The organism is Pedobacter quisquiliarum (assembly GCF_014642175.1).
In the GTDB taxonomy this organism is placed as follows: domain Bacteria; phylum Bacteroidota; class Bacteroidia; order Sphingobacteriales; family Sphingobacteriaceae; genus Pedobacter; species Pedobacter quisquiliarum.
Genome location: NZ_BMIL01000014.1, coordinates 17,134 through 41,061, shown reverse-complemented (window position 1 = coordinate 41,061; position 23,928 = coordinate 17,134). Strand labels below are relative to the sequence as shown.

The 23,928-nt window shown below is 40.6% G+C and carries 22 protein-coding genes and 1 riboswitch; of the genes, 10 read left to right on the top strand and 12 right to left on the bottom strand.

The genetic code is table 11. The annotated features are described in order from the left end of the window. Positions 1-61: 61 nt before the first annotated feature. Positions 62-400 (bottom strand): four-helix bundle copper-binding protein, encoded by a 339-nt coding sequence (locus IEW69_RS16410; RefSeq protein ID WP_008245450.1) that lies wholly within the window; start codon positions 398-400, stop codon positions 62-64. A gap of 227 nt (positions 401-627) precedes the next feature. After that, positions 628-696, top strand: a riboswitch (Fluoride riboswitch). A 42-nt stretch (positions 697-738) separates the two neighbouring features. Between IEW69_RS16410 and IEW69_RS16405 the strand changes: the two genes are divergently transcribed. Genes IEW69_RS16405 through IEW69_RS16390 form a run of 4 tightly spaced genes read left to right on the top strand, consistent with a single transcriptional unit; the run spans position 739 to position 4,362 of the window. Further along, positions 739-1,293, top strand: a complete 555-nt coding sequence (locus tag IEW69_RS16405) for a phosphatase PAP2 family protein (protein WP_188627963.1) — start codon at positions 739-741, stop codon at positions 1,291-1,293. Positions 1,294-1,331: 38 nt separating this feature from the next. Then, positions 1,332-1,712, top strand: coding sequence for an EamA family transporter (locus IEW69_RS16400; RefSeq protein WP_308420601.1), 381 nt, complete (start codon positions 1,332-1,334; stop codon positions 1,710-1,712). A gap of 58 nt (positions 1,713-1,770) precedes the next feature. Next, positions 1,771-3,051, top strand: coding sequence for a phosphopyruvate hydratase (gene eno / locus IEW69_RS16395; protein ID WP_008245454.1), 1,281 nt, complete (start codon positions 1,771-1,773; stop codon positions 3,049-3,051). Between the two features lie 18 nt (positions 3,052-3,069). Then, complete coding sequence (locus tag IEW69_RS16390; protein ID WP_055910878.1) at positions 3,070-4,362, top strand: voltage-gated chloride channel family protein; 1,293 nt, start codon at positions 3,070-3,072, stop codon at positions 4,360-4,362. Positions 4,363-4,522: 160 nt separating this feature from the next. Here IEW69_RS16390 and IEW69_RS16385 read toward each other — a convergent pair whose 3' ends face one another. Genes IEW69_RS16385 through IEW69_RS16375 form a run of 3 tightly spaced genes read right to left on the bottom strand, consistent with a single transcriptional unit; the run spans position 4,523 to position 6,351 of the window. Continuing rightward, on the bottom strand, positions 4,523-4,912 hold the full coding sequence (locus IEW69_RS16385) for a YidH family protein (RefSeq protein ID WP_008245456.1): 390 nt from the start codon (positions 4,910-4,912) through the stop codon (positions 4,523-4,525). Between the two features lie 40 nt (positions 4,913-4,952). After that, entirely contained in the window at positions 4,953-5,459 is a 507-nt protein-coding gene (locus IEW69_RS16380; RefSeq protein WP_188627962.1) for a hypothetical protein, read from the bottom strand. Then, positions 5,452-6,351 (bottom strand): LysR substrate-binding domain-containing protein, encoded by a 900-nt coding sequence (locus tag IEW69_RS16375; protein ID WP_188627961.1) that lies wholly within the window; start codon positions 6,349-6,351, stop codon positions 5,452-5,454. The genes IEW69_RS16380 and IEW69_RS16375 overlap by 8 nt, the downstream gene beginning before the upstream one ends. A gap of 144 nt (positions 6,352-6,495) precedes the next feature. On the opposite strand from IEW69_RS16375, the gene IEW69_RS16370 reads away from it, so the two are divergent. The 5 genes from IEW69_RS16370 to IEW69_RS16350 all read left to right on the top strand — a co-directional run bounded on the left by IEW69_RS16370 (position 6,496) and on the right by IEW69_RS16350 (position 10,863). Then, positions 6,496-7,584, top strand: a complete 1,089-nt coding sequence (locus IEW69_RS16370; RefSeq protein WP_188627960.1) for a c-type cytochrome — start codon at positions 6,496-6,498, stop codon at positions 7,582-7,584. Between the two features lie 19 nt (positions 7,585-7,603). After that, positions 7,604-8,059 (top strand): DsrE family protein, encoded by a 456-nt coding sequence (locus IEW69_RS16365; protein ID WP_188627959.1) that lies wholly within the window; start codon positions 7,604-7,606, stop codon positions 8,057-8,059. A gap of 19 nt (positions 8,060-8,078) precedes the next feature. Further along, positions 8,079-8,999, top strand: coding sequence for a molybdate ABC transporter substrate-binding protein (locus tag IEW69_RS16360; protein ID WP_188627958.1), 921 nt, complete (start codon positions 8,079-8,081; stop codon positions 8,997-8,999). An 11-nt stretch (positions 9,000-9,010) separates the two neighbouring features. Then, positions 9,011-9,760 carry a substrate-binding domain-containing protein gene (locus tag IEW69_RS16355; protein ID WP_188627957.1) on the top strand — a complete coding sequence of 250 codons (750 nt, stop codon included), beginning with the start codon at positions 9,011-9,013 and terminating at the stop codon, positions 9,758-9,760. A 107-nt stretch (positions 9,761-9,867) separates the two neighbouring features. Then, the gene (locus tag IEW69_RS16350; protein WP_373284105.1) at positions 9,868-10,863 is read left to right on the top strand and encodes a YeiH family protein; all 996 of its coding nucleotides are present in this window, start codon (positions 9,868-9,870) and stop codon (positions 10,861-10,863) included. A 6-nt stretch (positions 10,864-10,869) separates the two neighbouring features. Here the strand turns inward: IEW69_RS16350 and IEW69_RS16345 are convergent, their stop codons facing one another. From IEW69_RS16345 to IEW69_RS16335, 3 genes are all read right to left on the bottom strand, one after another. Continuing rightward, the gene (locus tag IEW69_RS16345) at positions 10,870-12,261 is read right to left on the bottom strand and encodes a beta-propeller fold lactonase family protein (RefSeq protein WP_188627956.1); all 1,392 of its coding nucleotides are present in this window, start codon (positions 12,259-12,261) and stop codon (positions 10,870-10,872) included. Between the two features lie 3 nt (positions 12,262-12,264). Next, entirely contained in the window at positions 12,265-12,795 is a 531-nt protein-coding gene (locus tag IEW69_RS16340; protein WP_373284104.1) for a DUF305 domain-containing protein, read from the bottom strand. Positions 12,796-12,953: 158 nt separating this feature from the next. Beyond that, positions 12,954-14,150, bottom strand: coding sequence for a sulfite oxidase (locus tag IEW69_RS16335; RefSeq protein WP_188627954.1), 1,197 nt, complete (start codon positions 14,148-14,150; stop codon positions 12,954-12,956). A gap of 394 nt (positions 14,151-14,544) precedes the next feature. Here IEW69_RS16335 and IEW69_RS16330 point away from each other — a divergent pair, with 394 nt between their 5' ends. Then, a complete protein-coding gene (locus IEW69_RS16330) occupies positions 14,545-14,874 on the top strand; it encodes a YnfA family protein (protein ID WP_188627953.1) in 330 nt (109 codons plus the stop codon). 138 nt (positions 14,875-15,012) lie between these two features. Here the strand turns inward: IEW69_RS16330 and IEW69_RS16325 are convergent, their stop codons facing one another. From IEW69_RS16325 to IEW69_RS17110, 5 genes are all read right to left on the bottom strand, one after another. Beyond that, positions 15,013-16,944 carry a heavy metal translocating P-type ATPase gene (locus IEW69_RS16325; protein WP_229663661.1) on the bottom strand — a complete coding sequence of 644 codons (1,932 nt, stop codon included), beginning with the start codon at positions 16,942-16,944 and terminating at the stop codon, positions 15,013-15,015. Positions 16,945-17,090: 146 nt separating this feature from the next. Continuing rightward, complete coding sequence (locus IEW69_RS16320; RefSeq protein WP_188627951.1) at positions 17,091-17,510, bottom strand: Fur family transcriptional regulator; 420 nt, start codon at positions 17,508-17,510, stop codon at positions 17,091-17,093. A 56-nt stretch (positions 17,511-17,566) separates the two neighbouring features. Then, a complete protein-coding gene (locus IEW69_RS16315; protein WP_188627950.1) occupies positions 17,567-18,817 on the bottom strand; it encodes an efflux RND transporter periplasmic adaptor subunit in 1,251 nt (416 codons plus the stop codon). Then, entirely contained in the window at positions 18,817-23,187 is a 4,371-nt protein-coding gene (locus IEW69_RS16310; protein WP_188627949.1) for a CusA/CzcA family heavy metal efflux RND transporter, read from the bottom strand. The genes IEW69_RS16315 and IEW69_RS16310 overlap by 1 nt, the downstream gene beginning before the upstream one ends. Before the next feature lie 81 nt (positions 23,188-23,268). After that, positions 23,269-23,577: a DUF6660 family protein gene (locus tag IEW69_RS17110; protein ID WP_373284103.1), complete on the bottom strand. Its 309-nt coding sequence runs from the start codon at positions 23,575-23,577 to the stop codon at positions 23,269-23,271. Between the last annotated feature and the right edge of the window lie 351 nt (positions 23,578-23,928).

The following is a 23,928-nucleotide window of genomic DNA, read 5'->3' as shown; positions in this document are numbered from 1 at the left end:
AAAATGAAAGGGCAACTAGAATGCTGCCCTTAATCAATTAATGCTCACGGTGATTGGCAACTTAAGCAGCTACTCCTGTCATTCTTCTGCATTCTTCCGCACAAGCCTTACAAGCATCTGCACATTCCTGACAATGCTGGGTATGATGATTACTACACTCATCTCCGCATTGCTGGCAAATATCTGCGCAAATACGGCAAATGTCTTGAGCAAAAGAGCTACCCATACTCATCAATTGAGCGGCAGAGTAGCAGATGGCTGCACATTGCATATCAAGCTCAATACACCGCGCCATCATTTTCACGTCTTCTTCCTGAGTGCATGAACTTGCACAATGATTGCAAATTGAAGCACACTTTAAGCATGCATCAATACAGTTTTTCCATTCATGGTATCCCATAACTTTAATTTTTTAGGGTTATAAAAAAAATTCCTATATAGATAACATGGTTATTTCCAGGCGGTTTCATTTTGTTTAAGAAAAGCTTTAATCCCGTGATATGATGCTTGTTTAAACGGTAGAAGAATAAGAAACTGGTTCTCGTATTCAAATAAGGAGGAATAGTGATAAATTAAATTCTCAACACCTACTTTAAGATTTTGCACATCATTTTATTAGTATTATATTTGCAATACGGAAATGGTGTCCTTCCGATTCAACCGCTTTTTTCAAAAGCTGATGGCGCCTACAATAGAAATTCCAGCAGGTGATAAAATCTGCCGGTCAAAGTATTGTAGGTGAAAAAATTAAAAATAAATTCTCAACTCTTATTGCTGGCAGCTATCTTAATTGCGCTTGTCTTACTTTGTCTGTCTGCCAAAGTGAGGTCAGTGTTAGCAATGGTCCTGCCGGTTGAAACTGAATGGTTCTTGTGGATAAATCAGCACCATAATGCATTCTGGGATACGATCATGTACTGGGCCAGTGATAAGCGTTTTTGGCTTCCTTTTTATGCCTTCATTATTTATTGCCTCTTCCAGAATTTCTGCAAAAAAAATTGGCAGGTTCTTATTACCATTGCGCTACTAGTTGCTAGTGCAGATCAGATTGCTTCAGGACTGATTAAAAACACCGTTAAGCGTCTACGCCCTTCCCATGAACCGAATCTAACTACGATCATTCATTTAAGTAAAGCAGGTGCGGGTGGGATGTATGGATGGCCATCCGCTCTTTCATCACCTATCTTCAAAAGCATTCTTTCCGCTGGTTCGGCATTTACCGGATCATTGCCGGAGCAACGGTTCTTGTACTCATTTACTTTGGAATTATTCAATAACGGAAAATTAACATAAAACTATGTGGTGGATCTACGCGCTATTATCAGCTTTCTTTGCTTCCCTTACGGGCCATCTTTGCAAAAGTCGGCGTAACCAATGTCAATTCTGATTTGGCTACTGCCATACGAACGGTGGTAATACTGATTGTAGCCTGGGGGATCGTAATGGCCAGAGGCGAACTTAAAGGAATTACGGAACTGTCAAAGCATAACCTGCTATTTCTTTTTTTATCTGGCCTTGCCACCGGCTTGTCCTGGATATTCTACTACAAGGCTTTGCAGATCGGGAAAGTGTCCCAGGTCGCCCCTGTTGATAAGTTGAGTGTTGCCCTAACTATTATACTTGCAATGGTGTTCCTGAAAGAAGCCCTTACCCTGAAAGTATTCTTTGGTGCCCTGCTGATCATTGGGGGAACACTGGTTTTGATCTTTTGAGAAACTCAATTATTTGTAAGCAACCGAAATACTAAAAATCAATATAAAACAAAAAACTATGAAATTAACTAAAATTCATGCCCGTGAAATTTTGGATTCCAGGGGCAATCCGACAGTAGAAGTAGAAGTCACTCTTAACGGAACAACAGCAAGGGGTATTTCTCCATCCGGGGCAAGTACGGGTGAAAAAGAAGCCGTAGAGCTTAGAGATGGTGATCCAGAGCGCTATAATGGTAAAGGCGTGGAAAAAGCAGTAAAAGGGATTAACGTCGAAGTCGGCAAATCAGTCACCGGCTTATCCTTTGAGGGTCAGCAGGCCTTCGATGATCATATAATTGGTCTGGATGGAACCGAGAATAAATCAAGGCTCGGCGCAAATGCGATGCTTGCGGCCTCAATCGCCTTCGCCCGGGCTTCGGCCGTTGCAAAAGGGATTCCCTTGTATAGGCAGCTAGTGGAAAGGGAAGGTTACGTAATGCCCGTACCGTGCATGAATGTCATTAATGGGGGAAGGCATTCTGATAACAACATCGATTTTCAGGAATTTATGATTGCCCCTCATAACGCCCCCTCGTTTAAGGAAAGTATCCGTATGGGCGAAGCTGTTTTTCATTCCCTGAGAAGTCTGCTAAAAGCGAAAGGCTATTATACCGGAGTTGGTGACGAAGGTGGGTTTGCGCCAAATCTGAGTTCTAATGAGGAAGCCGTCCAAATCATCATGGAAGCGATACATATTGCCGGTTTTGCTCCAGGCAAGGATATTTCCCTTTGTCTTGACCCAGCGACCAGCGAAATGTGGAATAATGGAAAATATGAATTTTATAAAAGTTCTAAAGAACGGATCACAACAGATGAAATGATTGGCTTTTGGGAAGGATGGTTAAAAGAGTACCCAATTATCCTGTTGGAAGACGGGTTGGGCGAAAACGATTGGGAGGGATGGAAAAAGCTGACCAGCCTTTTGGGAGACAAAGTGGAATTGGTTGGAGATGATATATTCTGCACCAACCCGAGTATTATCCAGCAGGGAATCGACCAGGGCATTGCAAACAGCGTACTGATTAAATTGAACCAGATCGGTACAGTTTCCGAAACGCTAAAGGCCGTAGAACTAGCCCAAAAAAACGGTTACAATTGCTTTATTTCTCACCGCAGTGGTGAAACTGAAGACACGACAATTGCGGATCTGGTTGTCGCTACCGGTGCGGGGCACATCAAAACAGGAAGTGGCTGCCGCTCTGAAAGGGTATCTAAATTTAACCAGTTGCTTCGGATAGAAGAAGAACTTGGTGATAGGGCATCATTTGCAGGAATCAATACTTTTTATAAAAAATTATAAATCAGCCGCTAACCTACAATGAAACATAATAAATTTTTATTTGAACACCTTTCGGTTTTTAAATATGCGGTTCGATGGACGCTGCTTATACTTCCTGTTGCCATTGCAATAGGAAGTATGGTTGCCTTGTTCCTTTGGCTGCTAGGCTGGGCCATTCACTTTCGCTTTCAGCATACCTGGCTCATTTTTCTGCTACCTTTAGCAGGTATTGTGATCCACCTGATTTATCAGTCAGTTGGTAGGTCCTCAGAAAAAGGAAATAACCTGATCATGGATGAAATCCATAGGCCGGGTGGTGGAGTGCCCAGGCAGATGGCGCCAGTAATCTTAATAACTACAGTGATTACCCATTTGTTTGGCGGATCGGCTGGAAGAGAGGGAACCGCGGTACAAATCGGAGGAAGCATCGCAGGAATGTTTAGCCGCTGGTTTAAGCTAAATGAGGTAGACACCAAGATGCTCCTTACCGCGGGAATTGCAGCCGGGTTTGGGGCGGTGTTCGGAACACCGCTCACCGGTGCCATATTTGCAATGGAAGTTCTGGCCATTGGAAGAATAGAGTACAAGGCTTTACTTCCCGCATTAATTGCCAGCGTGCTTGGTGATCTTACTGTCTCTGCCTGGGGCATCCATCATACCGCTTATCACATCGATCTCATAGAGAAAAGTGCCTACTTTCTATCTGAATACCTGCCGGTAAACCTACTCCTGCTTAGTAAGGTTATTCTAGCATCCACATTGTTTGGTCTGGCCAGCTACCTGTTTGCTGTAATGGTGCATGAGATCAAGGCCTTTTTTTCTAAAGTATGTAAGATCCAGTGGCTTATTCCTGTTATCGGTGGTCTGATTATTATAGGCTTGACTTACGCCATCGGGAAACCGGATTACTTAAGTTTGGGCGTGGATAGCGAATACCAAGGAGCCGTTACAATTCCCTCTGCTTTTCAGCCTGGCGGAGCAGATACTTGGAGCTGGTTATGGAAGACCATTTACACAACTTTAACATTAGGAACTGGATTTAAAGGTGGTGAGGTAACGCCTTTGTTTTATATTGGCGCAACATTAGGCAATGCACTTTCGACCTTATTAAATGCTCCAGTTAGTTTGTTTGCTGCCCTTGGATTTATTGCTGTTTTTGCTGGTGCAACGAATACACCCCTTGCCTGTACGATTATGGGTATAGAACTTTTTGGTAGTGAATACACCATGTTTTTTGCGGTAGCCTGTTTTACAGCCTATTTTTTCAGTGGCCATTCAGGTATATATTCTTCACAGCGTATTGCGGTACCCAAAATATTTACGGGAACATAAAATATTGACTTATCCTGTTCCTGTGGATTATCATAAAGAGGTGAAATTTTTATAAGATCCTTGACCAATGCAATCAGCAATTTATATCAAAAAACAACGCTATATCGACCGCTTTCCTTCCTCTCTTTTCTAAAGCATCAAGTACAGATGATTTAACTGCCTATGTTGTTTTAATAAGGTAGAGCAGTAAAAGTATACTAGCTATGAAAACTAAAGCGGTTAAAACTTTAACAAAAAGTGTTGAATGGTAATACACCCCCTGATTCAATTGTTCTTTCGTTGAATTATATCTTAAGTAAGAACAAATGATAGTAATTGCTCCCAGGGCAACTAGAAAAATCCCGATAATGCGGGAATCTCCGGTTTGGTGCAGGGGCACTTTACTCCCCAGTGCGGCACTGATCTGCTTGATAAATAGCGAGAATTTCATCACCACGAAGCCAAATCCCATGATACCAATACTGGTTCTGATCCAGGCCAAAAATGTTCTTTCATTAGCCAAATGGTCTCCTGCATGCTGTTTGGTGTTTTCCTGATCTTGAATTTTCATCTTGTTCTGTATCGGTATATTACAGCAATATATTTGCATGTTATGTCAATATCGATGCCAGTTTGGAGATGATAACCCTGGTATCCCGGATGCAAGTAAGCCTGTTTGATTCAGTGCCGGCAGGATAGCAGGTAACTGCAATTTCTTCGATAAACGATAAGCCTGATAGGTCAATAGATTCTTTAACCTCTTGTTCAATGCTTTTCATTAGGATCATGATTAATCGGGGTTGATATGTTCTGATTTTATGAGCTAATTGCTCTATTCCCCCCTGCCTCTGGTTCTTTCTGATTTTAACTGACGATTTATCAATAGGTGTACAAGTTAGATGTTCCAAAAAGCATCCAGTGCCTTTAAAGAACTGCAAAAAATCTTCTACAGATTTAAAATCGCCAAATACCTCACTAAATGCAAGATAAATTGTTCGAAACAGATTAGTATTTCCCAGGTAAAAATGTTTATCGCCACCTCCAGGAGCTTCAGAAACAAAGAGCAGCAGCACTTTAGCTGGCTGATATTGCCTCGAAATTTCGGTAACACTATACATTATAGTTGTAGCTTTTAGCGAAGCGCATAAATAGTTCCGCCAGAGCGTCCTGCTGACCATGAAGCTGAATGAAATGAAACGGCCTTTCGATAACCATATCCTTGATATCTATGATGCGGCATTCATTATTCTTGAGCTCTTTCAATATGGAGTGGATAGATAAAAAAGCCAGGCATTTGCTGTGAATCAGATAGGATTTAATGCTTTCGGTACTACCTAACTGCATTTCTATATTTAAGTCCCCCACCTTTATCTGGTGTGCTTTTAAAGCATATGCAATAACATCTAGTGTACCAGAACCAGGTTCACGAAGTAATAAATCATAATCCTTCAACTCATTCGGTTTGATCATTTCCTTTTTCATGGCATAATTGTGACCAGAACACACCAGCACCAGCTCGTCTTTTAGATATTGTTCGTATTTAATCTGTGGGTTCCGGGAGATGCCTTCAATGATTCCAAAATCTATTTCCCTAGCAATCAAACGCTGCTCTACATCTTCTGTGTTTCCGGTAACCAGTTGAATTTGTATATCCTTAAACTTATTGTGAAACTGTGCCAATACAGGTGGAATGATATATTGTGCCACAGTACTGCTGGCACCAATCCTTAATATTCCTTTATGCTGTTTAGTAAGTAGATTCATATCATATTCCAGTTCCCGGTAGGTTCCAAAAATCTGTTCTGCGTAATGCACCAATAATTCGCCGGCTGGGGTGAGGCTGATTTTTTTGTTTCCACTGCGTTCAAATAATGACATTTTGAACTCCTGCTCTAATTCTTTAATGTGTTTGGTTACAGCAGGCTGACTGATAAATAACTCTGCCGAAGCCTTTGTAAAATTCAGCCTTTTAGCGACAGCATAAAATACTTGCAAACGGAAATCTATCATACACAGTTTTAGTAGATAAGCTAAAATAAAAACAATTTGTTTCAACAGGTACTGACATCATAACCTTATGTTATCATCAATAACTTTTTATGCTTTTTCTGATGTGTAGACTAAATGCACATTTGTAACAGAAAAACATTGATTATGAATAAGGAATCAACAGAAAAAGAAATCAAACAAGCACTTATATATACAGCCAGGACAACGGCTATCATTGCGTTTCTATTTGTTGCTTGTGGAACCATTTTCATCTGCACTTTATTTTTTAATGGGCAGCCAGATGTAGAATTGACAGCAAAAACCAAACAGGATGTGGAAACCGGTATAGCTGCTGTTAACGTCAAAAGCCAGGTTGTACCTGCTGATGCCTGGAAAGCGCCTGATGAAAATACGATTCCGGCGGATACCAAGTACGGCCAGATGATCAGGTATGGCAAAGAATTAATAGCACATACGAGCAAATATTTTGGGCCAAATGGATCCATAGCCCGTATTACAAATGGTATGAATTGTCAGAATTGTCACCTCGACGGTGGAACCAAACTGTTCGGAAATAATTATGCTGGTTTTATTTCCAGTTTTCCTAAAATGAGTGGCAGATCAGGAAAGGTTGAACCTGCATCGGCACGTATTGCAGAGTGCTTCAATCGAAGTCTTGCAGGCAAAGTACCAGACGAATCTGGTAAAGAGATACAGGCAATGCTGGCTTATATGAAATGGCTTGGAACAGGTGTAAAAAAAGGGGAGAAAGTGTTTGGAACGGGAACCGAAAAATTAAAATACCTGGATAGGGCAGCGAATGTCAAACATGGAGCGATTTTATATACCAGTAAATGTCAAAGTTGTCATGGTGCAACTGGTGAGGGAATACTCGAAGAAGACAAACTAACTTATGTTTATCCGCCATTATGGGGCAAACACAGCTACAATGATGGCGCAGGGATGTATAGACTCAGTAACTTTGCGGGGTTCGTAAAGAACAATATGCCATATGGTGCCAGATATGGAGATGTGCAGTTAAGTGATGAGGAGGCCTGGGATCTAGCTGCTTTTGTGAACTCACAGCCAAGACCACATAAAGATCAAAGAAAAGATTACCCTGATTTGTTAAAAAAACCTTTTGATGCGCCATACGGACCATATGCCGACAACTTTTCTGAAAATCAACATAAATATGGTCCATTTGCACCAATTGTAAACTCCGAAAAACAAGTAAAATTAACAACTAAATAAATTGTCAAAATCTAAAATCATGAAAAAAATAACCTTAATCTGTACACTATTTTTGCTGATCACAGCAACCTCGGCCACTTTTGCCCAAACTACACCTGCTAATTTTACAGGTGCAAAAGCCACCCTGAAAAATTATAAGGCACTGTATGTAATCAATAACGGTGATGAAAAAAAGATTGCAGGAACACTTCGAAACCTAAAAAATGCACTCGACGATCCCAGGTTAAAAGGGAAAATCAATGCAGAACTTATTGCCTTTGGAGATGGCGTAGCTGTTTACCAGAAGAACGGATCTTTTGAAAAAACATTATTAGAACTGCAGTCCAGAGGAGTAATTCTTGCACAATGTGAAAATACCGTCAGAGAAAGGAAGATCGAAAAAAATACCTTATTTGATTTTATCAGTTATGTGCCCAGCGGCAATGGTGAAATCATCATCCGTCAATATCAGGGATGGGCAGTTGTACATCCTTAAACCAAATAATTAAAAAATCATGAAATATATAAATCACACCTTTTTAGCCACAGTTGCATTTTTATTGCTTTGTGGAAATGTTAAGGCCCAGGATCATCGCTTTGATCCGCCCTGGAATACTCCACCTGAAAGTAAAGTTCAGTTCACAGTACCTGGAGTAGACAATGTGCCTGATCTTTTTGGAGACATTAATGATCCCCAACTGGTGGTTTTCTTTGCCGGTAACCAGTTTATGTGCATTGACGAATTAATTGCAGCCTTTAAAAAGTCATATCCACAGTATCTGCGGGTATTTGCCGAAACGCTTCCCCCAGGCATTTTAGCCCAACAAATAAAAACCGGTAGCATTGTGGTGGGCAACATGAGAATTACCTTAAAGCCGGATGTTTATACAGCTGGTAAGAACCGGATAGACATGACCCCTGAATGGTTTAGCAAAACGACTTTATATGCTAGAAACAGGTTGGCAATCATGGTCCAAAAAGGAAATCCGAAGGCATTGAAGTCACTCAAAGATTTAGCAAATAAAGAGCTGAGGATCAGTATGCCAAATCCAGAGAATGAAGGGATCGGTAAACGTATTGAAGAAGCCTATGTGAAAGCTGGAGGAGAAACATTAAAATCTACCATCATGGAAGATAAAGTTAAAGATAAGACTACTTATCTTACCATGATCCATCATCGCCAATCACCAATGAGGATACTATACAACGAAAGTGACGCCGCTCCAGTATGGTATACTGAGGCCTACTATCAGAAAATGATTGGCCATCCTGTTGAGCTCATTGAAATTCCTGAAAAAGAGAATATCCATGCGCAATATATAGCCGGACAGTTAAAAGATGCGCCACATCCGGCCGCTGCAAAAGATTTTATGGATTTTTTGATCAGTCCGCAGGCTGCTGCCATCTACAAAAAGTTTGGTTTTGATTTACCTTAAACATAAACACAATGAAAAATATATTTTTAACCATATTGTCAGTCGTTGCTGTAGTGACCATTGGGAATGCACAAATTCCAAATGATACTTTATATGTCTATGGTCCCGGTGGGCCGCTCGGACCGATTAATGAATGTGCGAAGGTTTTTGGAAAGCAGCATGATATCGTAATTAAAGTCACTGCCGGGCCAGATAATGAATGGATGCCGGATGCAATGAAACATGCAGATTTGTTCTTTGGAGGCGCAGAATACATGCTTTCAAAATTCATGTCTGACCACCCAAACATGATAGTGGCGAACTCTCGGACAGAGTTATATAAACGTGCTGCAGCGATCCTGGTACGGCCCGGCAATCCTAAAAACATCAAAAATCTGGGCGATCTCTGTAAACCAGGTGTGAAAATTCTTGATGTGAATGGGGCTGGGCAAATGGGGCTTTGGGAAGATTTAGCAGGTCGACAAGATCTGATTGCAAACATACAGCAGCGTATAGCAGGTACATTTGCAAATTCGGCATTGGGTATTGCTGCCTGGAAAAATGATCCTCAATATGATGCCTGGATAACATTTGGCTCCTGGCATAACCGTTTACCAGACCTCACCTCAATGGTTAAGATTCCTGTTACACAAACAGTCTATAGAGGTACACCTGTAGTGAAGAGTAGCACTGGTACGCATAAGTCGGAAACTGAGCGTTTTATCAAGTTTATGCAATCCGATAAAGGACATCTCATTTTCAAAAAATGGGGTTGGGAATAAATAATGTCTAAAACTTATCTTCTATAACATGAAGTTATGGAAGATAAGTTTTAGTAATTTGATCCGGGTTTTTTAGTTATGGATCTTTGAATCAGAAAACAAAGACAATGAAAACCATAACACAAATCAAAGACAATTCAAATTCTTCTAAAATAAAAGCGAGTAACCTGCTAAACTTAAATTTATACACCCGTAAAATTATCTTCACCCTGGCAGTTTTGCTGTGCCTCTTTCCATTTATGTCGCCTCCTTTAGCCTTATTGTTAGGATTAGTATTGGCGCAACTAATGGAACATCCCTATCTGCATTTAAATCACAAGGCTACAAACCTGCTGCTAAAAATTTCTGTTGTCGGGCTAGGATTTGGAATGAATGTATTCAGTGCAATGAAAGCAGGAAAAGAAGGCGTAATGTTTACTGTAGTCTCTATTTTCGGAGTACTTATCATTGGTTTTATCCTGGGAAAAGTATTTAAAATAGAACGTAAAACATCTTTTTTGATATCAGCTGGAACGGCGATCTGTGGTGGAAGTGCTATTGCTGCATTGTCGCCTGTAATGAACGCAGAAGAAAAACAGATCTCCGTTGCAATGGGTACTGTTTTTATACTCAACTCGGTGGCCTTATTTCTTTTCCCTGCTATCGGACATGCGCTTAACTTGTCACAGTCACAATTTGGTATGTGGTGTGCCATTGCTATCCACGATACCAGTTCTGTTGTTGGGGCAGCCAGTAAATATGGTGAACAAGCACTACAGATAGCCACAACTGTTAAGTTAGCCAGAGCACTATGGATTGTTCCTGTAGCATTTGGTACATCTTTCCTGTTCAAAAGCAACAATAGCAAAGTTAGTATACCCTATTTTATAGGGCTATTTATCCTGGCAATGATCGCCAACACCTACTTACCCTTTATTAAGCCTTTTGCGCCCTACTTTGTAGCATTAGCAAAAGTAGGCTTAACTTTAACATTGTTCCTGATAGGAAGCGGACTCTCATTTACTATCTTGAAAGCAGTGGGGGTAATGCCACTGTTACAAGGCGTAATTTTATGGATAGTAATTTCAAGTGCTGCATTGTGGGCAGTAATATCTTTGGTTTAAATTACATTAGTTACTGATCATCACCAGCTTTTTTGAAAGATCATCAATAAGAATCACATGTTTATAATCGGCGCCACTTGTTCCTACACTCTTAATAATCCCCGAGGATTGACCGCTAAAAGCTCCTTTTTCATCGGTCTTAAAAGAATTGATGACATAATCAGCGTTAAACGTATCATTTGAGGAGTTGGTTAACGCTAAAGTATACGAAGTATTTGGCTCGAGTTTTTTAAAGTCCTGTACGACAAGATCAGTCAAGCCTACGCTTCTTACGTTTAGCATGCCTGATGACATTGAATTATCCTTATTCATCAATTTAATCACCTGACTTTTGTCTGCAAGATTAAGCGGGGTTAAATTTTCTTTTGAGGCATTTGCAGGGCTGGCATTAGCAGCGTACAACAATGCTTGCGGACATTGTCCAATAGCAATGGTTTTTACAACGGCCATTTTTACCAGATCAACCACTTGTACCTGGTCATCATTTTCCAATCCGACATATGCAAATTTACCATCTGCTGAAGTCCAGACGCCATGTGGCAATGATCCTGTCGCAATGCTATCAGTAAGCTTGAAATCTTGTGAAACACTAAATACTTTTAAGCTGTTTTCTCCGCCAATGGTTGCCAGCATCACAGGTGAATTATTAACTAAAGTAAAAGTGACATGGTTGGTAATTGGACCTGTATTTAGTACTGTATGTATAGTATTTGTCTCCGTGCTGATGACAGTGATCTTCCCTACATCCTTATGTGTCAATGCAATCCATTTCCCGTCAGGACTACAGAATATATTTGGAGAAAATGGACTAACTACTGGAATACGCTTTACAATAGCATAGGAAGTTGAATTCACTACATCCACTTCTGCAGTAAAGCTGGAACAAATATAAGCCCATTTTCCATCTGGAGTAAAAGCAACCATTCCCGGGCCGTCGGCTACTGGAATTTGTTTGATTTCAATCAGTTTATTTGCATCGATTACGCTGATATACGATTCTCCTCTTACCGATATCCATGCCTGTGATCCTGAAGGGTTAAAGGTTGCCTCATGCGGTGAACGTCCGATATAAACAGTTTTTAATACTTTATTTTTTGCTGTTGAAATAAAGGTTACTGAATTTGATCCAATGGAAACCGCTGCTAGTAATTGCTTTTTAGGGGAATAACCCAGGCCATGAACCAGGGCCTGTCCCTTATATAGAGGACTTAAGATATCAGGTTGGGGTTTACCAAGAACAATATTTCCTAATAAAGTTTGTGTTGAGGGATCTAAGACAGAAACCGTATTAGATATCTGATTGCCTGTATAAACCCTGTCTTGGGCATAGATTGATTGTGCTTTTGATTGTAGGGCAAAACTGGATATAAATATCGTAAACAAGGATATCTTTTTCATATGTTAATGGGAGGTTGTAAATGTCTTCATTTGTTGGATTTCTATCTGTTCATCTGAGATAATATTCTCGGCCAGTCTTTTTACATTTTTATTTTTTCCATACCGCAACTCAACTTTAGCCATGTCGATGGCAGCCTGATGGTGAGGAAGCATTATTTTTGCAAAGGACAGATCAGTATCCGACAATTGTTTTTCTTCAGGCATTTGCTCCATCATCACTTTCATCATCTTCTGGTTAGCGTTTTGATGTTGGTTGCCTGTAGCGATAAATCCTTCAGGATGGCTAAGCAGGAGTTGCATTTGCTGAATCTGAGTTTGTTGCTCAGCTTTGATACTTTTAGCTAGCTGAATCATTTCTTTATTTTTTCCGGCCTTAATCTCTTCTTCTGCCATATCAATAGCTCCCTGGTGATGTGGGATCATCATTTGTATGAAATCTCTGTCTGCAGATGTGGTAGCTGATATTTCATCCATCTTCATCATCATATGGTCCATTTGCCCAAGGAAGACATTTTTTTTAGTTGCCATTTGCATGTGTTCATGTTGTGCTCGTGCAGAGAAACTAGCAAATAGTAAAAGTATAGACGTGAATCTGATCATGGTTTGATGTAGAATATTAAATGTGATAAACTGTTTATGGCAGACAAGCCTTATGCGATAACCGCAAGATCCTGAAATTTGTTCTTATTGAGCTATATTACATCTACATCAATTGGCGAGATAAAATTAACCATGTAAGTTCTTCTGTCTAAATCATGCTCCATGGGTTGCGTTTTGCCATTTTGATCTGTCGCTCTAGCCATTAAACTATATCTTCCAGTCTTAGCAGGAACCACCCATTCAAATTCAAATAGCTGCCAGGCGAAAGGGATAGCAGGACCAATTAATTTTGCTGGTTGCCATGAATTGCCTTTATCCGTGCTTATTTCTACTTTCGATAGGTTACTATCACCTGACCATCCTGCACCCCTTACTTGATAAGGTTTTCCAGCCGGCACCGCTTCAAACAATACCGGCCTTGATATTTCAGACTTAACCAATGTAGTGGTTACGGGCGTCAAGGTAGGTAGTCCTTCAACACGCTTCCAGTAAGCATATTCAATCGTCTGCCAATAGCCATCAAACGGCTTTTCAGATGCAGTAATTTTCATCAGCCATTTCACAGATGCCATACCATACCATCCTGGAATAATTGCCCTTGCCGGGAAACCATGTTCAGCACTCAATGGTTTTCCATTCATTTCATAGGCGATGATGATGTGATCCTGCATTGCTATATTTAACGGAATGCTCCGGGCGAATTTGATTTTTCCTGGTGATTTCGGCTCTTCTGTAATCATCCCCTCATCATTCCCTTCCAAAATAATGTCTACCGTACCCACCTTTATCCCAGCCTTTTTTAACAATACGGATAAAGGTACTCCTGTCCATTCAGCATTGCTGATCCCACCTTGTTCCCATCCTAAACCCTTCACTTTTGGGGCGAGGTTAGCACGTCCGTTTCCGGCACATTCTATAGTAGCCATTACCTTTTTTGCAGGAAGCTTTTTAAGTTCGCTCAGATTGATTTTTATGACACGATTGGTGTTGCCGCCAATCTCTAATTCCCAATTTGCAGCATCAATATTGGGAATGTTAAAATGACTCCTGATGAAGAACTGGTTATTTGGAGTAATCCTGTTTTTTAACGTAGGAAATGGAAACTCCATATTTAATGGCTTTTTCTCTCGCGTGATAAGTCCTGGAAAGTCATTGTCTTCTCTGGTTTGTTGACTCTCCTTCGCCGAAGCCCAGGATGGTATTGTTGCGCCAGCTATCACCGGGATAATTCCAGTAACAAAATTACGTCTGTTTAACGTGTAGTTTTGTGATGTTTTGTCGTTTTTCATTTCAATAAATGTAGGTGATTACAATATAGCCAAAAATCTCTCATAGGATAACTTGTATTCTTCCATTTTCTTGATGGTTGAGAGGAAACAACTGTAGACTTTACTTCATCGCTGGCCTGCTAGAAAAGACACAATAATTCTATAACTGTTTATCAAATACTCATCTCAATTTCTATCAAAAAATGGTGGAATACTGGAGTATTCAATATTTGGCGAAAGCTAGATCGGCGTCGAACAAACCGCAATTTCTCTCTTTTGCCGTAAAGCTTCTATTGAGGTCAGACAGCCAGGCCGTCTTCTTAAAAGAGGATTTAATGATATTTCCGCTTATAAGTTTTTATGTTAGATATGTCACTGTTGGAGAACAGCTAAACTTTAATGGTATTTTAGTCCAATGGATATAGTAAGGTCTTTATGTTATTTTATAATCGCTGGCATATTTGAAATTGGGGGTGGTTACCTAATTTGGCAATGGCTAAAAGAAGATAAGCCATTTTGGTACGGTATACTTGGTGGGATAATTCTTGCTCTTTATGGAGTCGTTGCCACTTGGCAAACAGCCAACTTTGGAAGGGTATATGCTACATATGGAGGTGTGTTTATAGTTTTAGCTTTAATATGGGCGTGGAAAGTAGACGGATTTAAACCTGATAAATATGATATAGTAGGCGCTTCAATTGCTTTGATCGGCGCCTGTATTATAATCTACGCTCCGCGAAATTAATCGCAAATTGTATTCAACTCTCTCGAGACTTATTTATTAATGCAACCATTGCATGGAATGTGTCTTAAAGCATTATCATGAAGCCGTCATTGAATTTAGAATGAGTAAACACCTTTAAACGGTATCCAGATCAGATTGCTACAGGCTAATCTTTTGAATCCTTACCGCGTTTAAAATAGCAAGCAACGCAACACCAACATCAGCAATTACGGCTTCCCACAGATTTGCAACCCCTCCAGCCCCAAGTGCTAAAACAATAATTTTTACTGCCATTGCTAAAATGATGTTTTGCCAAACGATGTTCCTTGTAATCTTACCTACTTTAATAGCCGAAACTATTTTAGAGGGCTGATCATTTTGAATAACAACATCTGCAGTCTCGATCGTTGCATCGCTTCCTAGCCCACCCATGGCTATGCCAACATCAGCTAGAGCAACTACTGGAGCATCATTCACACCGTCTCCGGCAAACGCAATTTGTAAACCCTGATCTTTCAAGGATTGTACTTTCTCAACTTTTCCTTCAGGAAGAAGATCCCCATATGCTGCATCGATTCCAATTTGTTTTGCCACCGCATCCACTACCGATTGTTTGTCGCCAGATAACATTATTGTTTTTATATTCAAGTCGTGCATTGCCTTGATAGTGGCAGCTGCATCTTCTTTAATTTCATCAGCAATAGTGATGTAACCGGCATACCTATTATCAATTGCTATCACAACAATGGTGTACACGATTTGCTCAATTTCTGGTGGATAGGAAATGTCAAATTTCTTGAGGAGTTTCAAGTTCCCTGCAAGCACTTGTTTGCCATCAACTTTTCCTTTTAAACCATGACCAGCTATCTCTTCAACCTCACTTGCGGTTAAAGTGCCTAAGTCCTCCCCTGCATACTCTACCACTGCTTTTCCAACCGGATGGGTAGAATTTTTTTCTAAAGCCGCTGTTATTCTTACCAATTCCTGTTCGCTAATACTTTGGGCAACTACTTGCTGAACCTTAAATACCCCTTTGGTGAGTGTTCCGGTTTTATCCATCACAACAGCATTTACTTTGGTCATAACATCAAGAAAGTTTCCCCCTTTAAAAAGAATTCCGTTTCGGGAGGCTAAGCCAATACCACCAAAGTATCCCAGGGGAATTGACACCACTAATGCACAAGGGCAGCTTATTACTAGAAATACAAGTCCCCGATACAACCAGTCTCTAAAAACGTAACCTTCTACAAAAAAATAGGGAAGTGCAACCAACGCTAAAGCAAGAAAAAATACAATGGGAGTATAAACCTTGGCAAAGCGTGAAATAAAAAGCTGTGTCTGAGACTTGCGAGCAGTAGCATCCTGTACCATTTCAAGGATCTTGCTAAGCTTACTGTCCTTGAATAGGGAACTAACTTTAATCTGCGCTACAGTATTTAAGTTGATCATTCCCGCTAAAATTGGTTCGTCTTTGTACTTGGTGTCTGGTTTACTCTCGCCAGTTAAAGCTGCTGTATTAAAAGATGCATTCTGGGAAACTAAAATACCATCTAAAGCCACCCGTTCTCCGGGTTTGACCTGTATTGTTTCTCCAAGTGACACTTGTGAGGGCGTTACTATCTGGTCAACTCCATTTCTAAGTACGGTAACTTCATCTGGTCTGATATCCAGTAGCGCTTTGATATTACGTTTTGCCCTACTAACAGCCGAATCCTGGAACCACTCGCCGATTTGGTAAAAAACCATTACTGCTACACCCTCTGAATATTCACCGATATAAAATGCTCCCAGGGTAGCTACACTCATTAGGACAAATTCATTAAAGATATCTCCCCTCCGTGCTTTGCGAAATGCAAGATTAAGTACGCTTCTGCCAGCCAGCAGATAAGCAATGGAATTAACAGTGAAGCCAATGGGGTTGCTTAGTTTATAATTAAAACCAAATTCCAAAATCAATTCGGTGGCCAACATTAACAGGGCAAGGATTAAATCCCAATGTGCAAGCACTCCGTTTGTTTCAGTGTCTTGTTGCCCGTGATCATGCCCGTCATTCTGAGAATGTGCACTTTCTTGGTTAATTGGATTTGGCATAGTTGCCAAATCATTAAGCTGCTTATTTTTAATTTCTTCCATTATTGTTGTTTTAAAAACTCCTCCATGATCTAAGTCAACAGGGGGTAGTTATGAAGTATTCTAATTCACAAAGTTACCTAAGCATTGCATGCAATAGGATTGCATTATCTATTTGAACAGCCAGGACACACACCCTTAACAATAAGACTTAACTCTGCAGGGACAAAACCTTCAGGAAGCTTTAATTCCGGTACACTTGTATTAGGCAGACAAGTGGTCTGTTTGCAAATGTTACAGTTAAAATGTACATGGAGGTCATGATGACCTGTCGTACTGCAATCCTCTACGCAAATCGCATACTTAGTTGCGCCACTTCCATCATCAATTGCATGAACCATTCCCTTCTCTTCAAAGGTTTTGAGTGTTCTGTATATGGTGATTCGATCAGCGGGGTGGAGTTCACTTTCCAATTCAGTCATAGGAGTGGCCGATGATTGTTTAAGCAAACAATCCAATACCAGCATGCGCATAGCAGTGGGTTGGATTCCCTTTTCGATCAGCATTGTTTCAATATTGGGACTCATATTTATTAGTTTATTTGCAATACAGATTGAGACTGGTTTTCAGCAGGCCAAATACATTAGTGGTGCTCCTCGCCACCTCCTGAAGCTTTGGACTGAATATAAAAAGCACCTTTAGTTACAATTAATGCATTTGATGGAATAGTTGTCAATGGGATGATCTCTATATAGCCTAAATCGGAAACGCCTGTGGCTACTTCAATAATCTTAAAATGAAACTCTTTGTCCCGCACTTCTTCCTTTTCTGAATCGTTTTTTTCGCCTTCAGCATGCTCTTCATTTTTGATCATTGAACTATCTACTATGAAAATATAGCTTTTGCCCTGAGCACTTACTACTGCGTCAAGCGGGACAGCTTGGGTAGTTTGATTTCCGACATCAATTAATGCGGAAACATACATGCCCGGTATCAGGTTCCTATTTGACCGGTTATCAATACGTGCATGGGCAATCACCGCTTTGCTATCATTTTCAAAGGTTTTATTAATGCCATAGATCTTTCCTGTGATTTGCTGGTTATTTTGATTTGTTAAAACAAAATCAACCTGCTGTCCGGACTTAACCTTAAATAGGTCCTTTTCATATACCAGAAGGTCACAATGTATTCGGCTGTTATCAGTGATGTTCAATAAAGGTTTATTTATATCGGCGAAGCTTCCAGTAGTTGCCATGATATGACCAACTACACCGCTTATTGGAGCTGGAACTGCAATCTGGGTGATGACAGCACCCTTATCCAAGGCTTTAAAGCTTATTCCCATTTGTCCAAGTTGACGCTTCAGTGTCCTAAAGCGGGACTGTTCTGCAAAATAGGTAGCCTCAGCTTGTTGAAAGACTTTGCCAGTACCGGCTTTTGCATCCATCAGTTCCTTTTGCCGTTCATACTCTTTCTCAGCAAAGGAAAGTGCACTTTTCGAAGCGAGATAGTCCTGCTGCACCTGGGCAAACTCAGGATTCTCCAGCGTCACTAATGTTTGACCCTTTTTAACGTAATTACCTTCAAGCACGTGGATCTTTTGTATCAGCCCACCTATTAATGGGTGAACTTCCGCATTGTTTTGTGGAGGAACTTCCAGGTGCCCGTTAGCCTTGACCACACTTTTCAGATTTTTTAATTCAATCTTTCCAAGGGTTATTCCTACAGCTTGCATCTGTTTTTCAGTTAAAGATAAAGCGTCTGTATGTTCCTCCTCTTCAGATTCAACCTCAGTTGTTGGATTACTACCTTTACATGAGATTATTAATAGCACAGCTAGCATCAATAGCGAACTGATCAGGTATTTATATAGTTTAATAGTTACGGCTTTCATTATAATTTTCCTTTTAGATAGTTGAGTTGAAGTGTTGCTTGATTAAGAAGATGAATCGCTTCCAGATATCCCATTCGAATATTGATAACATGGGACAAATTTTGAAGATGTTCGACATACCCAATCTCACCTTTTTCGAAAGCAAACTGAGATATTCTTAATATTTCAGCAGCTTCATCAAGCGCTGAAGACTGATAATATTCCAATGCGGCAAGCTGTTTAGATACTTCATTGCCCTGCTTTCGATAATCTGATTCTAGCGTGTTTTGAAGATTAGCAAGATCAGCTTCTGCAATCTCTTTTTGAATAGCAGCAACCTTGACTCTGGCACGCTGTGCGCCTGAGATTAAAGGAATACCAACACCTAGCTGAAATCCAGCGATACGTGTCCCAGGAAAATATTCCCGGTTTATATTAGCGGGGTTAAAGCCACTTACTAAAAATTGGTGAGAGTAGCCAGCCACAAGGTCAGGCAGCAACTTTCTTTTCTCCAGGCGAATGCGATCATTACTTAGCCCGATTTGTTGCTGTTGTTTTAACAGCGATAAATTTGACTTTAAAGAATCCAGCATTAGTACACTTGGCTTCAATGGCCTTAGTGCTTCAGCTATAATCAATTCTACGCTGCCAGTTAGCTTGTGCAATTCTGCCTGAGCAATTTGTAAGTCGCTTGCAGCCTGCTTTTGCAGCATTCGAATTTCTTTCTGTCTGCTTTGAGCAGCCAATTTTTCCAAATAAGAAGTTTCTCCTGCTTTATACCTTATACCTGCCCTTTGATCGAAGTTGCTGTAGATACTATCTAGTGACTTAAGTAGTGATCCTTTTTGTTGAATAAAAGCAAGCTGCTGGTAGGCTAAACTAATATCACGAATCAGGACTAGTTTTGCTAAATCAAAGTTCGTTTCTGCAACCTTGCGTTCTCCATTCAGTACCCTTTTCTGGGCTGAGTAAACTGAAGGAAATTCTATGGTTTGGCTTATGTTTAAGCTGTTGTCATTTCCTCCCCCGGCTGTTGGGTCTTGTGATATGCTCAGCTGGGTTTTGTCCGGATCGAAAGCAGTACCCTGAAGAACCCGCGCTTGATTTACAGCCAGGTTTCCTGCCTTTAAACCTGGGTTATTTGCTAATCCTATGTCAATGACCTGCTGTAAGGACTTCGGGGTTTGCGCAGATGCGTTTTCTGTCACCATACTGAAAGCCAACAGCAAAAATAATGGTAATAAGCCACCTTTAATGCCCGTCTTAAGATTACGCTCCTGTTTTTCAAAAATCAGCACATACAGGGCTGGAAGAATAACTAAAGTCAGAAGGGTTGCAGTGATCAGCCCACCAATGACAACAGTTGCAAGTGGCTTTTGAACTTCGGCTCCCGCTGTATTGGAAAGGGCCATTGGTAAGAATCCAAGGGATGCAACTGACGCAGTCAATATGACTGGTCGCAGGCGCACAAAAGTTCCTTTTCGTACCCTTTCATAGATGTCAGTAATACCTTCTGATTTTAACTGATTAAAATATCCAATCAGTACAATTCCATTTAAAACAGCAACACCAAACAGGGCAATGAAGCCAACACCTGCGGAAATACTAAAGGGCATACCTCTTAAGGTTAATGCAAAAATACCACCAATAGCAGATAATGGCACGGCAGTAAAAATAAGCAAGGTCTCTTTTACTGACCGGAAAGTAAAATAGAGCAGCGCGATAATTAAAAGTAACGCAGCAGGTACAGCAATTGTGAGTCTTTCTTTTGCCTTATTTAGATTCTCGAATTGACCACCATAGGTGGTATAATATCCCGAAGGTAACTTCAGCTCTCTTGATAGCTTTTGCTCAATCTCAGTTACAACGCTTTCGACATCTCTTCCTCGCACATTGAATCCGACATAAATTCTTCTGCGGCCATCTTCATGGGAGATTTGAGCGGGTGCATCCTTAAGTTCTATTTTTGCAACCTGATTCAATGGAACCTGATTGCCGGAGGGTAGCGAAATGTAAAGATTTTCAATGTTGCTGATATCTTCTCGAAGATTGCGTTGCAGTCTCACCACTAAGTCAAAGCGCTGATCACCTTCAAAAACCACTCCTGCTACATTTCCTGCAAAAGCTGTTTGTAAAACAGCATTGACCGCTTCAATCGATAGTCCATACTGGGCTATCATGTCTCTGTTATAAGTGACCAAAATCTGGGGAAGACCACTTACCTTTTCTACGATCGGCTCACTTACGCCGTCAACATCTTTAATAAGGGATGCAATTTTATTCGCGTTTTCCGATAGCACTTCAATGTTTTCCCCGAAAATCTTTATTGCTACGTCCTGCCGAATTCCAGTCATTAGCTCATTAAAGCGCATTTGCATTGGTTGTGTAACCTCCACATTAATACCTGGTATTGCCGATAGTGCTTCTTCAATTTTTTCAGATATCTCAGCCCTATCTTCAGCACTTGTCCATTCCTCTTTTGGTTTCATAGAAAGCATCATGTCTCCCCGTTCAATAGGCATAGGATCTGTTGGAATCTCTGCGCTCCCAATACGGGTTACAGCTTGCCTTATTTCCGGAAACTTTGCTATCAATATTTTTTCTGCTTTGCTAAAGGTTTCAATTGTACGGGTTAATGAAGTACCCTGCATCATGCTAATTTCCACCGTCAAATCCCCTTCTTCAAGTGTTGGAATGAATTCTCCGCCCATACGACTGAATACCCAGATGCTTATAGCAAGAATTACAACCGAAATCAACACCACAATACGCTTCATCCTTAGCGTTAGATCTAGCACTGGTCTGTAGATCCGATGAAGAAGATCCATAATCCGGTCGGATAAATTGCGCTTATGTACAGTCTTTTTACTTAGGAATAAAGCACTCGCCATTGGCACATAAGTGAGCGAAAGAATAAATGCCCCTAGAATAGCAAAGGCCACTGTTTGCGCCATAGGCTTAAACATTTTCCCTTCAATACCAACCAGGGAAAATAAGGGGAGATAAACAATCAGAATGATAATTTCGCCAAAGGCTGCACTATTTCTAATTTTAGAGGATGCCGTATAGACCTCCTCGTCCATCTGCCTTTGATTAAGCTTTGCAACACCATTCAGGTGAAAATTCCCTGTAGATATCCGGTGAACGATACTTTCCACAATGATTACAGCTCCATCCACAATTAATCCGAAATCAATCGCACCAAGACTCATTAGATTTCCCGACACCCCAAATAATCGCATCATGGCAAGGGCAAACAGCAGTGCCAGGGGAATAACTGAGGCAACCACCAGACCCGCTCGAAAGTTTCCAAGGAGCAGCACGAGTACAAAAACTACTATCAGACCACCTTCTATTAAGTTTTTCTCAACTGTTCCAATAGCCCGTCCAACCAGTTCAGTTCGATCAATAAAGGGTTCAACAACCACACCTTCTGGCAAAGACTTTTGAATCTGGGCCATTCGATCTTTAACATTCTTTATTACTTCATTGAAGTTTTCGCCTTTAAGCATTAGAGTAATACCAGCTACAACTTCGCCCTCTCCGTTTCGAGTGACAGCCCCATATCGGGTAGCGCTTCCAAACTGTACCTTCGCTACATCACGAATGAGCACCGGAGCACCCTTGGTATTGGATATCACTATCTTTTCTATATCTGTAAGGGTTTTAACCTGGCCAAGACCTCTGATGAAATAAGCACTATTTTGCTGCTCAATATAAGAGCCTCCGGTATTTGCGTTATTTTTCTCTAAGGCATTGTAGATGTCTGTAACAGTAAGTCCAAAAGCATTTAACTGGTCATTATTAACAGCCACCTCGTACTGCTTAACATACCCACCCCAGGCGCTAACTTCAGCCAGGCCCTTGGTGCTTGTTAGCTGTCGGCGGATGATCCAGTCCTGGATGGTTCTTAAGTCAGTTGGCGAATATTTGGTTTCATAACCAGGCTTGGTATGAACAACGTAATGGTAAATTTCTCCAAGGCCAGTACTTATCGGCCCCATTGAGGGTTCTCCCATTCCATTAGGAATTTGTGATTCAGCTTCCTTTAGTCGTTCGGAAACTTGTTGCCTTGCCCAATAAATATCAGTATCGTCTGTAAATACCACAGTGATAACAGAAATACCTGAACGAGAAGTGGAGCGCTGCTCGACAACATTGGCAATGTTGCTCAAAGCAAGCTCAACAGGATTTGTGATGAATTGCTCAACTTCCTGAGCCCCAAGATTGGGTGCCTGGGTAATTACCTGCACCTGGTTATTTGTAATATCCGGAACAGCATCAATAGGTAGCTTTAGAGCTGAATAAACGCCCCAAATAATCAACAGCAGTATACCCACAGCAATCACTACCTTATTCCGGATGGAATAAAGAATAATTTTATCTAACATGAATAGTTATGATTAGTAAATAAGAAAGTATCTCAAAAAGAGATCATCAAGAGAATGGCCTAAGCAATTCAGAGCAGAAGTTTAGCTCAAACGGGGAGGTTGCCATACGGCAAACATACTTTCTATTACTTTTCCGGGAAGGTGCTTTCCGTACAAGCGGTCCGGACCTTGAGGTGACTTAATTGTAAAAGTATTAAATAATGTCAGCGTCGGGCTTGTACAGCAAGAGCACTGGCAAAAAGGAGAACAAATATCTAATGTGTGCTTTGCTGTATTATCAGTACTACTAATTTCAACCTTCCCTTCATCAGAAGAAAGGTCCAAATCCGTACATGGCATCAGGCATAAAACCAGTACCATAAAACTTAATATGTAGCTAAGTATCCTCACTCGGTAGCAAATATAAAATTTAATGCTCACAAATTATGTTCTTCAACAGTAAACAAAAGTAAGGGCATGTGGTATGCAATGATATTGCAAATAAATATCACTTCTGAATTTTGCATATTGTATTATCAAAAAAGGGTCTATTTATGAGAAATTAGTGTTAAGTCACTAATATGAACACTGGGCGGCAGATAACCACCGTCTCAGACAGCAAAAAGAAGAATTAATACCTGTGCCCAGGAAAAAAGCGGACTAAAAAAGAAAAAATGTTAAGGTGCTTTTGGCGGTGGCTAAATACCAGTAAGGAATGATCTTTTTAAACATAAAGAGACGTGATAGCTTTTGGTGACCTGG